The 12,690-nt window shown below is 53.5% G+C and carries 11 protein-coding genes; 6 read left to right on the top strand and 5 right to left on the bottom strand.

Annotation, left to right across the window (positions count from 1 at the left end; genetic code table 11):
* Positions 1-96: 96 nt before the first annotated feature.
* Genes Q0W94_RS03515 through Q0W94_RS03500 form a run of 4 tightly spaced genes read right to left on the bottom strand, consistent with a single transcriptional unit; the run spans position 97 to position 3,769 of the window.
* Positions 97-756: a type II secretion system protein J gene (locus Q0W94_RS03515; protein WP_297761199.1), complete on the bottom strand. Its 660-nt coding sequence runs from the start codon at positions 754-756 to the stop codon at positions 97-99.
* Between the two features lie 12 nt (positions 757-768).
* A complete protein-coding gene (locus Q0W94_RS03510) occupies positions 769-1,281 on the bottom strand; it encodes a GspH/FimT family protein (RefSeq protein WP_297761196.1) in 513 nt (170 codons plus the stop codon).
* Positions 1,259-2,050, bottom strand: a complete 792-nt coding sequence (locus Q0W94_RS03505; protein ID WP_297761193.1) for a prepilin-type N-terminal cleavage/methylation domain-containing protein — start codon at positions 2,048-2,050, stop codon at positions 1,259-1,261. Before Q0W94_RS03505 ends, Q0W94_RS03510 begins: the two co-directional genes overlap by 23 nt.
* An 18-nt stretch (positions 2,051-2,068) precedes the next feature.
* Positions 2,069-3,769: a hypothetical protein gene (locus tag Q0W94_RS03500; protein WP_297761190.1), complete on the bottom strand. Its 1,701-nt coding sequence runs from the start codon at positions 3,767-3,769 to the stop codon at positions 2,069-2,071.
* A gap of 271 nt (positions 3,770-4,040) precedes the next feature.
* Between Q0W94_RS03500 and Q0W94_RS03495 the strand changes: the two genes are divergently transcribed.
* Positions 4,041-4,553, top strand: coding sequence for an adenine phosphoribosyltransferase (locus tag Q0W94_RS03495; protein WP_297761187.1), 513 nt, complete (start codon positions 4,041-4,043; stop codon positions 4,551-4,553).
* Positions 4,554-4,573: 20 nt separating this feature from the next.
* Here the strand turns inward: Q0W94_RS03495 and Q0W94_RS03490 are convergent, their stop codons facing one another.
* Positions 4,574-6,265 carry a phospholipase D-like domain-containing protein gene (locus Q0W94_RS03490; protein WP_297761184.1) on the bottom strand — a complete coding sequence of 564 codons (1,692 nt, stop codon included), beginning with the start codon at positions 6,263-6,265 and terminating at the stop codon, positions 4,574-4,576.
* A gap of 119 nt (positions 6,266-6,384) precedes the next feature.
* Between Q0W94_RS03490 and Q0W94_RS03485 the strand changes: the two genes are divergently transcribed.
* The 5 genes from Q0W94_RS03485 (at position 6,385) to Q0W94_RS03465 (ending at position 12,675) form a co-directional block, all read left to right on the top strand.
* A complete protein-coding gene (locus Q0W94_RS03485; protein ID WP_297761182.1) occupies positions 6,385-7,614 on the top strand; it encodes an acetate/propionate family kinase in 1,230 nt (409 codons plus the stop codon).
* A 286-nt stretch (positions 7,615-7,900) separates the two neighbouring features.
* Positions 7,901-8,980, top strand: coding sequence for a type IV pilus biogenesis protein PilM (gene pilM, locus Q0W94_RS03480; protein WP_315863084.1), 1,080 nt, complete (start codon positions 7,901-7,903; stop codon positions 8,978-8,980).
* An 11-nt stretch (positions 8,981-8,991) separates the two neighbouring features.
* Entirely contained in the window at positions 8,992-9,693 is a 702-nt protein-coding gene (locus Q0W94_RS03475; protein WP_297761179.1) for a PilN domain-containing protein, read from the top strand.
* Complete coding sequence (locus tag Q0W94_RS03470; protein WP_297761176.1) at positions 9,690-10,427, top strand: pilus assembly protein PilO; 738 nt, start codon at positions 9,690-9,692, stop codon at positions 10,425-10,427. Before Q0W94_RS03475 ends, Q0W94_RS03470 begins: the two co-directional genes overlap by 4 nt.
* Positions 10,428-10,521: 94 nt before the next feature.
* A complete protein-coding gene (locus tag Q0W94_RS03465) occupies positions 10,522-12,675 on the top strand; it encodes an AMIN domain-containing protein (RefSeq protein ID WP_297761173.1) in 2,154 nt (717 codons plus the stop codon).
* Positions 12,676-12,690: the final 15 nt, after the last annotated feature.

The raw sequence follows: 12,690 nt of genomic DNA, 5'->3' as shown, positions 1-12,690 counted from the left end.
TCCCGCTTGCGATCGCGCCTGTCTGGGGGAGCAGAAAATGACGATCTATCCGGCTTTAAGGGCGATCGCTGTTAGGATTTACTCACATGCCTAGGGCTACGATCCCGCCGGGGGAGTAGGGGTTGCCGATCCCGATCGCACCGCCGCCAGGGTTGCGGCTTCGTAAACCATGCCCGTTGACTCCACCAAACCCGCAAGACAGATCTTGACGTTGCGGTTGTGCTGCACAAAGACCCGAAACCCTCCTTTGTCGGTACCACTATCGGTTGCGTTGGGCAAGGTATTGGCGCAGGTGGGGCTGGTGTTGGCAATACCGTCAATGAGGGCATTGGGGGTCGAATCGCCAATTTTCTGGCGATAGAGAATCCTAGGGCCTCGCCACACCACATTACTCGTCTTGGGGCGAGTGTAGTAGGCCACACGAGTTGTTGAGGCTAATTGACCATTCTCCTGCTCCTCGAGATTGTCCGCCGGTTTTTCGATAAACATTACCAACTGGTAGCCACCACTGGGAATTGTCCAATCGCTGGGTGCTGTTGTTGAGATACGAATTGCTGAGCGGATGTCGTCGGAAATAAAATCCAAGGCGCGGCTCAGGTTCATGCGGGTAATTGCCTGCTCTTCAACGCGGCGGTTGTTTTGCAAAATGGCCACCATTGCCCAACCGCTCATGGCCACCACGATACCGCCAACGGCAGCCGCCACCAGTAACTCCGTCAAGGTAAAGCCTTGATTGCCTGTGCGCCAGCCCTGCATCTTTCTGCCTCCCTAGTTGCGTGCTTGACAGTTCTCGGCAGTTGTGCCCGTGGTGTCGGTTTCAACGTAGTTGCCGGTGCGCATGATGCCCAACCCTAGGGAGACCACCAAACAGCGTTGAAGGGTCGGCTGATTGGTCGAAGCAATCACAATGGTACCGGTACTACTGGTGCGCCCCTGAAAGCCAAACCGCACCGAGGCAGTTCCATCATTGCGACGCAGGGTCACATGGTGTAGTTGGCGCGGACCATTGGGCAGACATTCGGGAGGCTCGCCGCCAATGAGGGGATTGACACCAGTATTAATTGCCACCCGACAGGTTTGATTGCGCCGCATTGCTTCTCGCTGCGCTTCTCGCAGGGCCCCCTCTAAGCTGTCAAGGGCCTGGTTGACCCGTTGTGTTTCTAGCCAATAGAGAAAGCTAGGGGTTACAGCCAGCGCTAAAATGATGGCCACCGTCAAAACAATCAGAATTTCAATCAGGGTCATGCCCTGTTGGAGCCTAGGGGCAGCGGAAAAATGCATTTGGCACTACCTCTGTGGAAAGCTGAGCAACAGTGCGATTCTGGCTATCGCGGACAGAATAGGCCAGCTCCAAAGTTTGGAAGGGCGCTTGAGGACGGATTGTCGGTGTGCGGGTCAAGGTAAAGGTGTCGTTCAGGATTGGCCGGCTGTTGTTACTGCTATTTAAGAGGGGGAGGAGGGTTTGCAGGTAGGCAGCAAACCCGCCATCAATTCCGTCGGTTTCATTGGGCTGAATCCGACAGCGGGCATAAACGCGCGTGCCAGCACCCCGATAGCCTTGCACAGCAGGGGTAACCGTAATCGTATCTCCAGCAATAGCGGTAATCTTTCGAGTCCCAGAGTCTGAGCCAATGAGGATGCGATCGCCCACCCGCAACCCGTCGGTGGGTGAGCTAACTGCACAAGCCCCTTCCGATCGGTATTCTGGGGGCATTGCTTGGTCATAGTCACTTTCACCCGGTTGAATGAGCGCTAGGGTTAGGGTTGTGGCGTTGTCATTGGCGGCAGTGGCCAGCTTGCGTTGAACAAACTTGGCCTGGCAAAGATCATAGGCCACAATTTTGATATTTTCCAAATCATCTTGAATCCAGTTACTGGCTTCGGCAAATTTGCGGGCATTGGCCTGGAAAAAGGCAGCGACGACAATCGCCTGCATGGCCGCTAGGGTAAAGAGGCTAACAATCAAAATCGAAGCTAGAACCTCCGCAAGGGTAAAGCCTTGGCAACGTTGCTGCACCAGCCCGTGAAAGTAGAGTTTAGGGTGAGTCATGGACATTGGCTCCAAAGTTTAGTACTGGGCTAAGCGATTCCAGTTGCTGGCTTCCATGGTTCGGGCCACCACAATGGAAGCATTGGCATACTGACCACCCAAGGCCTCGGGCAGGCGATCGGGTACCCGGATTTCCGCATTATTAGAATTTGAACCATTCCACTCTTTTGCCCACACTGCACCAATAATATCGGGATCGTTACTGCCACCATTAATCCCCACTTTGGCATCGGGGGCATAGACAAAGAGACTGCCTGCGGTGGCACCGCCACTGAGGGTAAATTCCTGATCCGGCGTAGCATTGTTGGGATCGGGAGGATTGCCATAAATGCGCAGGCGATCCGGTGTGCCTATACCGCTGGGAAGACCCATATTGGCACCGGTACCACAGGTGGAACTGTCAGGAGAACAGGTGTTTTTAATCCCTGCACTACCGCTAAGGGTGATGTTGCCCCTGACGTAGAGGCGAATGGCATAGTTGCTGGTGTCGAACTGAACGGTTTCATTTCCGCTAAGCTTGATGTTGTTAACCCGGTAGGCGTAATAGACCTTTTCAGGGTTGACTATCTTCTCCCCAGGTCGCAGGGGATCGGGGATGAAGAAGGGAATGGCGGGGTTAGGATCAATGTAGGGGCGATGGTCATTGGGAAAGGGTAGACTATCTGTTTTTTTGCCTTGACCGCCACCCTGCGGCGTGGGAAGATCGCCAAGATCGTAGGCACCTTGACTATACTCTGTAATTCCATCCTGCTGGGCTTTCTGAATAAACTCAGAGACTTCCGGAGCCTGATCTTGAGGGGGGCGTAACCAAGAGAGCAAGGACGTCAGGGAAACATTATCGCGTATAACATTACCATTGACGACGCTACCCACCGTTGGAGGAGAGGTAGGAAAGGGCGGTAGGTCAATTTTGTTGATAGCGATCGTGCCGTCAATGGTAGCGTTATCCAGGGCACCAATGGCCTGTCGCAGTCCCTTTTGGGTGGGTTGGCCATTTTGACACTCCGTCGGCGGTACGACACAGTTGAGGGGATTGGTGCAAATGACATTGCCGTTGACTTCGCCAAAGACATCGTTGTTACCGAGATTAATCTTTTCAGCCAGCAGTCCAGGGAAGTTGGCGGGTATGTTGCGATCTGTGATGTTCATCTTTTGCCAGACAAAAGCATTGGCCGGTGAATTGGCTAGGCGGCCCTCAATCAGCAGGTGTCCCGTTTGTGTCGGCTGGTCATACAGATAGGAGAGGATGCGGTAATTGCCCTGCACCGGTGTACCAATGGTGCCGCTGAGGAGAATCGTATCGAGGTTATCGAGGCTAAAGCAGGGGGGAGCAGCGGACCCCAGGCTCTCTTTCGTCCATTCATTGACAGAGGGAACAGCTAGACCGCTGGTATTGGGCTGACCAATTTTCGTAGCATCTGTTGAACGATCAATGAGGTAGGGTCTGGGGGGATTAAAGTTGGTATTGGTGGCAGGGTTATAGGTACGGCGCAGCAGAACCTGGTAGTTGCCATTCAGTAAGCCCAGAGTACGTGCCAGGCCCCCTTCCGCCACGGCAAAGGCCTGCTGGGTTTGTTTTTGCAAACTGGTGGTGCTGACATCTAGTTGCGATCGCGAGAGGAGCGTCAGGGCAACCACGATCATGATCAGCCCCATTCCCAAGACCAAGGGCAAGGTAAACCCGCGGCTGCGGAAGGAGCGTTTCAGTTTTTTGATCATTGACTTGTTCTCTTGTTTCTCTTGGCTTAACCTTTTTTCTTTCTATCGTAAATCCAAGGCTAATCTAAATTGAGCTTAAGTATAGATTTCTTTATATCACTTTGAATGTTTGATTTGCATCTGAGAGACTCCTTGGCGGCTTTTGGAGGGCCTGTGTAGGCAGTTAAGGATTATTTACACGCCTGAAGGGGCGGCTTTTATTCCACTCCCTGAGTCATCCAGGCTCAAAGTTAGATAGGATGCTTCTGGAATGGTTGGAACCTGATTACCTATGGATCTCAAGTCCCTAATTCGCGATGTCCCAGACTTCCCTAAGCCGGGCATTTTGTTTCGAGATTTAACCACGCTGCTGCAAAATCAGGCAGGGCTGCGCTACGTTATTGATCAATTGGTAGAAAAACATGCTAACACCGGCATTGACTATGTGGCTGGGATCGAGTCCCGGGGCTTTATTTTTGGTGCGCCCTTGGCCTATCACTTGGGGGCAGGTTTCATTCCTTTGCGCAAACCGGGTAAACTCTGTGCTCCTGTCTATGCGGTAGAGTATGAGCTAGAGTATGGGCGCGATCGCTTAGAAATGCATCAAGACGCCGTAGAGCCAGGGCGGCGGGTGCTCATTGTTGATGACTTGATTGCCACAGGGGGCACTGCTGCTGCTGCCGCCGGTCTTATCCAAAAAGCACAGGCAGAACTCCATGGCTTTGCTTTTATTGTTGAACTAACGGACCTAGGAGGACGGCAAAAGCTTCCTGATGTGCCTATTACTAGCCTTGTGACCTACTAGGAGAGCAAAAAGAGCAGCGATCACCAGGTCACGCGATCGCGCAAGCGGTCTAGGAGCTTCGGCCCAACACCGGGGACGGCATCTAGATCCGCCAAGGAATTAAAAGGCTTTTGCTCGCGGGTACGGATAATTTCGGCCGCTAGTTTTGGGCCGACGCCCGGCAGGGTCTCCAGTTCGGTGGCGGTCGCCGTGTTCAAATTGACCCGCGCGCTAGGCGGGCGGGCACGATTTGCGGCAGCGGGTCGGGTGGCAATCTTACCGCCACAGGCGGTCAACTGTTGCTGGAGGCGATCGCGAATGAATTGCGGCAGACCGAGACGACTGTGGCTATAGAGCCGTTCAAACTGCCGTTCGTAGTGGGCTGCAACCGTCGGATGCTCGATGACCAGCAAAAATTCATCGTTACCGCGGTTGGCCGCCTCTGACCAGTTGTGGGAACCCACAATCACCGTGCGATTGTCCACTACGCCGTACTTGTGGTGCAGCTTATCCCCCTCCGGCAGTAGGGGCGTTCCCACCGTCTGAATTGGGTTTGGCCAGGGGCGGTTGCCGGCTTCGTAGAAGCACTTTCCCCGTCGGACTTGGGCTGTATTGGCCATGGCCACGCCCATCATGTCCAAAGCTTCGCTAAAGTCACGGTAGATAAATCCTGAGTCAATGAGGGCGCGAATGGCAACCCCTTGGTTATGGCGTTCCTCCAGCACGTAGGACAACTCCTGATCTGACAAGACAAAAAGCGCCATATCAATTTTTTGGCGAGCCTGACGAAGGATTTGACCAATTAATCCATTCGTGGACACCGACCAAGGTTGCGAGCTTGGGGTGGGGGAAAAGCGCACCGTGACCCTGGCATCGCCAACAGCGACTTGTTGGGGAGGACGCACGGGCTTGTTGACCCCAAAGCGACTATCGGGTTTACCCCCAGGACCATCCCCCCACAGGAGGTTAAATTCCTCTGTAAATAGGCGCGCCACAGCCGGGCTGTCAATTACTAAGAGGGAGTTGGCATTGCCACGGGTATCGGGTCGTCCTATGTCTCCGTGAATATCGCTGAGGGTAAAGTTGGCAGTGGTGGCAATGACTTGGCGATTGTCAATGACGATAAATTTGTGGTGCATGAGCATGCTGCCCTTGGAGCCATCGGCCGTATCATCTATCCAAGGAATCTTCGCCTTGTTGAGAATGGTCTGCACGTCGCGATCGCTCAGTTCCGCTGCACTGAGTTGACCATCGCCGTTGGTATCCACAAGCGTTTTCCAGTCGTTATAGCGCTCCTGCATCCTTGGATCCATGGCACTCACTTCAGCCGCACTGTATTTTGCCCAGGGGGCAGTGTAGGTATTCTCCATAACCACCCGTACCCGTACGCCTGCCTGCTGCCGTGCTGCGAGAGCCTTTGCCAAATTTGGTAGACGAAACTCCTGCACCGCCACATCAATGGTCTTTTGTGCTTTGGCAATCTGCTCAATCATGATGGCCTCAAGGTCTTCGCCTGCACGGGTATAGGGGCGATAGGGTTCTTGGTAGCTGTGGGCTTGGGAATGGTTCATGTGTACCGCGATTTGCGGATGTTGAGGCAGCGGGTTTAGGGAAGGGCGGATAATCGGGTGCGATCGCAATTGGGTAAGCACCACTGCCGCAATCAACACCCCCAGGAGAAACAACAGTAGATACACACCCTGTCGCCGCCATTTCAGCTTTTGCCAAAACATGCTAACTTCCCCAATGCCTGTCCCAATTCTAGGGCTATGTTTTTCGCCTCAAGGTGTTCTGCGCTGCACCAGCCAAAGGCGCTTGGGTAGGATAGAGGCGATGCGTTGACTGGCCTGCCATGATCACGGTGCTGGTGTTAAATGCTGGCTCTAGTAGCCTCAAAGCCTGTTTGTATCGGTTGGCACCTGAAATAGGGGCAACGGCTGCTACCCCCCCCGCTCCCCTTTGGCAAGGTCTCCTCGACTGGGGACAAAACCCGACGGTGGCGCATCTCAAGGTAACCACTGCCGACCACCGCTATGAAGCCAACTTAATCCACCCAGAGGGGGGAATTTTAGGCCTACGGGACTGGCTCAAAAGCCTCCTAGACACCCTCACCAGTGGCCAGACAAAGCTCCTAGAAAGCCTTGCAGAAATTACGATCATCGGTCATCGCGTTGTCCATGGCGGTAGCCGTTACCAAGCACCGGTGCGAGTGAATGCGCAGGTGAAAGCAGCGATTACCGAATTTAGTGAGTATGCGCCGCTGCATAATCCAGCCAACCTGCTGGGGATGGAATTAATGGCCGACATTTGTCCTCAGACGCCCCAAGTGGCCGTGTTTGATACTGCTTTCCATGCCCAACTGCCGGCAGTGGCACGCACCTACGCCATTCCCTATGAACTAACAACCGCTGGTATTCAACGCTATGGCTTCCACGGCATTAGTCATCAATACGTCAGTGAGCGGGCCGCGACCCTGTTGCAGCGTCCCCTAGCAGAGTTGCGCCTGATTACCTGCCATCTCGGGAATGGTTGTTCCCTGACTGCGGTCAAAGGGGGAGTTTCCGTGGAAACCACGATGGGCTTTACCCCGACAGCGGGAGTGATGATGGGGACGCGCTGTGGCGACATTGATCCGGGAATTTTGCTCTATCTGCTGCGGCGGGGTCGGACGGTTGAAGAACTGGATCGGCTGGTGAATCGGCAATCGGGACTGTTGGGCGTCTCTGGCGTGAGTAATGATTTGCGGCAGATTTTGGCGGCCATTGATCAGGGAAATACCCAAGCCCAGTTGGCCTATGACTGTTTTATCTATTCCCTACAGCGGGGCATTGCCAGTCTCTTGCCAGCTCTTGGGGGTCTCGATGGGTTGGTATTCACGGCAGGCATTGGTGAAAATGCCGCAGGTGTGCGCCGCGATGTCTGCCGAGGGCTCGGTTGGCTGGGAATTGAGTTAGACAGCACAGCTAACGAAAAGGGTAAAGGCGATCGTAACATTGCGCTGCCTACTGCTTCCGTGCAAGTTCTCGTGGTTCAGAGCCAAGAGGATTGGGCGATCGCCCGCGCCTGTAGGCAACTTTTATAGCTCCCCATCACCAGCTAGCCTTTTTCTGAGCATTTTTGTTTTTCCTAGTACACAAGTAGGGGTCCTGCATTCCCACAGGGTTGCCCGCCACTTTTGCATAAAGACACTTTGCAAACCATACCAATCCATTGAAAAGACCCGATGCCCATTGGTTATGATTGCTTTAACAATAGCGGCATTTGCATAACCCCCGCAGGTGCAGCGCTGCTCTGTTGTGAACCCCTTATGCTTGACTCTTGATGTCGTTTCGTCCATGGACACTTGACCGTTACTGGTAGGTGATATTGTGCTGGGAAACCTATTTGCAAAACCAAAGCAAGGCTTGGGGATTGAACTCACCCCAGAGCGGGTCAATATCGTGCAGATTCAGCGGCAAAAGCAGGGTCTAAAAATGACAGCCATGGCCTCAGTGCCCTTGGCTGAAGGCGCCATTGAAGAAGGCCGTATCATTGACACCAGCGCCGTTGCCGATGCCATCCGTCAAGGGATTGAGGATAAACGCATCAAACAAAAGGAGGTGATCAGTGCCATTCCCATGAATGAAGCCGTGATTCGCGTGATTCGCCTGCCTGCTGAATTACCGGACTACGAATTGCGGGAAGTGGTGCTCATGCAGGAAGCCCCCCTCTACCTCCCCTTTCCCCGCGAAGAGGCCGACGTCGATTACCAAAAGCTGGGAACCTCCCTGGATGAAGATGGCATTGAGCGAGTAGAAATCCTGTTGGTGGGTACACCCCGCGAGGTAACCGATGCCTACATCAATGCCTTTACCCAAGCTGGTTTGCAGCTGACCGCCCTTGAAGTCACGAACTTTGCCCTCATGCGTACCCTGCGGGATTCGCTACAGCAGTTTGTGGGGGAAGCAGCAGCAATTATTGATATTGGCGACGAAGGCACAGAAATTAGCATCGTCAAGGATGGCATTCCCCAGTTCAACCGCAAAGTGCCCATTGGCAAGGAACGGATGCAAGAAGCCATTAGCCGTGCCATGAACTTGCCCCCTTCGATGGGCGTTGACCTCATTGAGAATCTGACTGTTCCCCTAGAGCCGATGGATGTCACTGGGGCACTCAACCCCAGTGGTGCCGCTATTTTGCGCGTGCTCTCCGATCTAGCCGATGAAATCCGCCGTTCTATTGACTTTTACCTGAACCAAGGGGAGAGCTTAGAGGTCTCACAGTTGCTGCTTGCAGGTCCGGGTGCCAGTATTGGTCAAGTGGATGAGTTTTTTAGTCAGCGGCTCAACTATGCCACCACTTTAGTTGACCCCATTAGTTTGCTGGGGCTGCAAACCCCTGAAGAGATTCCCCTCGAAAAACGTCCTGCCCTCGGTACAGTGATTGGTCTTAGTCTGCGTGGCGCTTAGGAGCATGCCCTATGTACTCAATTGAGATTAACCTCCTTAAAGAACGTCCCGCAGTGGGGGGGATGGCTGCTGCGACAACCACAGCAGCGGGAATGAGTAATGTACCGATTATTATTGGTAGTATTGCCGCCCTCTTCTTTGTGGGTCTAGCTCTCCTTGGCTCAGTGGGTGCGAACCTCTGGCTGCAACAACTGGCGAATAAGCAAAAAACCATTCAAGATCGCCTTGCCGCAATTTCGCCGGATTTGCAACGTATGGATCAAATTAAAAAAGAGCAAGCGCAAATTGCAGCTGAAACCAAAGCCCTTGCTACCGTCTTTAATCAGGTCAAACCTTGGTCAGCGGTGATGCGCAGTATGGCAACTCAAACACCAGCAGGGGTACAAATTCGCAAAATTACCCAAGGGGGAGAAGCATCACAGGAATTAACGATCGAAGGAACAGCGGTGTCCTTTGATGCCGTGAGTGAGTTTCTACTGCTCCTGCAAAATCGCTCTCCTTTCTTTGATGGCAAGGCCACCCAGTTAATCAAGGCTGAACGCTCAACCGGTGGTAACGCAGAAGAGAAAATCACCACTGTTTCCTTTAGTGTTAAGACCACGATCGCCAGCGTGCCGGCATCGGAACTCCTTGAGCAACTTGCTGCCAATGGTGTTGAAGGACTAGTAGCGCGCATTCAATTTCTTAAAGAAAAAGGAGTGGTAGAGCAATGACTCTAACTGGCGATTTTGGCGGCCCCCCGGTTGAGGAAGCAGCACCAAATTATCCAACGGTCTTTGGCATCACCCTGACACCCGTAGTGAGTGGGGCATTGATTGCCCTCGTCGGTTTAGGAGCCGCCGTCTATCTGGGCAGTCTTCTCATTGCCCCCAAGCTCGAGGAAGCCGCCAAGCTACAGCAAGAAATTGCCCAACAGGAAAATGACCTCTCCCAGCGGGAAGTGCTCCTGAAGCAACTCAATGATGTGATTGCGGGGTTAGAGCGCGCCAAGCAGGAAAATCGGGATGTGCGATCGCTCTTTGCCACCCAGAAAGCTCTTGACACCCTGCTCCTTGACCTTAACCGCCTGATCTTAACCAGTGGCGCCCAACTCAATACCTTTGAACCCGATAGTGCAGCTTCAGGAATTGTCCAAGATGGCTCCCTTGGCCCAGAACTCAATGCCAAACTAAAACAACAGGTAACCAACGTTACGATTCGAGGGCCATTTCCCAGCATTTTGCAGGTCATGCAAAAAATTGATCAGCAGCAGAACTTCCTCGTTATTAACAATCTGACGATGGAACTCGTTGCTGATCAGCCCGGCGAAGTGATTACCACATTTAAGCTTATGGCCTATGTACCCCTAACGCCTGAGGAAATTGCCGCTTTAGCATCCCCGCCCCAGGAGGGGCAGCCCCAAGGAGGTGAGCAGCAAGGACAACGGCAGCAACCACAACAGCAATAGCGCATGGCAATCAAAGAAGCAGCGTAGATTATTTTAGGACTGAGTAGCATTCTCTTTTCGTAGGTTTGGTGGCATTCGTGAGGAGTCAAGCATTGTGAGTCAGCTTTTACATCGTCTCGGTTTAGGGGTGGCCACAACGGCCCTCATTGCTGCAGGTCAAACACCCACTTGGGCCGCAGCCACAGAAATTACCGGCATTCGCCTTGTGACTGCTGCTAACGGTATCCAGCTCCTTTTTAACGTGCAGGGGAATCTACGGCCAGCCGTTTTCACTGTCAATCGTGGCAATACCTCCATCGCCGACATTGCCAATAGCCAACTGCGCCTACCCCAAGGGGGTGCTTTCCGCCAAGAGAACCCCGCTCCCGGTATCTCCGCCGTCGAGGTGGTGCAACTGGATGCTAAAACCATCCGCGTCACCGTGAATGGCATTAGTGCGGCCCCCATTGGTGAGGTCATCCGCGAAGGACGCGCTGGCCTGCAAATTAACTTCATTACGGCTCAAGGCCCCGCCGGTCCCCAAGTTGCTCCCACTGGCCAACCCACAGCCATACCCCCCGGCCCCAGTGCCGTTCCTCCCTTTCTGCCACGGCCGGTGCCACCACCTGTCGGAGATATGCTCATTAGTCCTCTGAACGCAGAGCCCGATGTCATTCAACTGGGCACAAATCAGCGGATTCCCCGCTTACTCCTGCGGGAAGCCCCCGTGCGGGAAGTGCTTTCTCTGTTGGCGCGGGCAGTCAATCTGAACGTGGTCTTTCCCGAAGGGGGCACGACTGGCGGGCCAACTATCTCCCTCGACATTGAAAACGAATCCGTCCAAGATGTGTTCAACTACGTGCTGCGGGTCACCAACCTCAAAGCCAATCGCCAAGGCCGCACCATCTTTATTGGTCAAGCTTTGCCTCCCGATGCCCAAAACCGTATTGTTCGCACCATTCGTTTGAATCAAATGCGAGTCTTCGGTGCGGGTTCAACCACACGGGAAATTAGCTCCGTTGCGCAAACGGGAGGTACTATTGGCACTGCCGGCGGCGCTGGTGCCCAAGCCTCAACGACTGCTCAAACAGCCCTCAACCGTGAAACTCGAACTCGTGAGGGTGACTTACAGTTGGGTGCTGTGCAGTTGTTGGAAATGTATGGTGCCAACTTGCCTGATACAGGACAAGCGCCAACGGGCTGTGAGCAGCTTCAGGTCCCATCTGCAGCCGGTGGCGTTGTCAGTCAAATTTGCCGTAGTACCCTCTTAAAGGGTTTGGAGGTCGTTGGCGATCCTCGTACGAACACCATCACCCTCATTGGCACACCCCGCAAAGTAGAAATTGCCACCCAGCTCATTCAGCAGTTTGATATCCGCAAGCGACAGGTGATGGTCAACGTCAAGTTTATTGACGTTAATCTACTGCGCGGCCAGAGAGCAAATGCAGACTTAATCACTAACTTTGGTAGCAGTCTTTGGGGAGCTATCTTCAGCGCTGATGGACTCAGCGTTATCCGTGGTACCACGCCCAATGTTGGTGGTTTGACCCCTACACCTTTACCTCCCGTTCCTGGCACGCCAGTGGGTAATTTCCTTAGTGACTTTTTTGCCCAAATTCAATTGGCTATTGACACAGGGAATGCGACAATCCTCACTAACCCAACCCTTGTAATTCAAGAGGGCAGTGCTGCCCAGGTCAATTTGACTCAAGAGATTTTCTCAGGGATTGAATCCACTGTTGAAGCTCAGGGGACAGGGTCAGGGGCAGCCCTTCAGTCTCAGACAATTCGACCCATCATTCGACCTGCAGGGGTGATTTTCAATGTCACAGTGGATCAAATTGACGACAATGGCTTCGTTACGTTGCAACTCTCTCCTGAGGTGAGTGCTCCGAGTGGCACCTATTCGGTCGTCTTTCCGGGGGTAGCAAACCCATCTACGGGAACGCTTCTGTCACAACGGCGGATGGAGTCAGGGCGGATCCGCCTGCGCGATGGCCAGACATTGATGTTGGCGGGGATCATCCAAGATCAGGATCGCTCAACAGTTACGAAAATTCCCATCCTAGGCGATATTCCCCTCCTGGGGCGACTCTTCCGCCGGGAAACCAACGCCCGTCAACGTAATGAACTGGTGGTGATGGTAACACCGAAGATTATTGATGATACGCAGAATGCCGAATTTGGCTACCAGTACTCGCCCACGCCGGGCAGTATGCCGCCCAATATCCAAAATCGAATTTTACAACCGCCCCAACAACGTTTTTAGGGTGGCTTGTTTCCC

This window comes from Thermosynechococcus sp. (assembly GCF_025999095.1).
GTDB lineage: Bacteria > Cyanobacteriota > Cyanobacteriia > Thermosynechococcales > Thermosynechococcaceae > Thermosynechococcus.
Note: the sequence above shows the minus strand (reverse complement) of the source record. Positions and strands in the feature narration are given on the sequence as shown.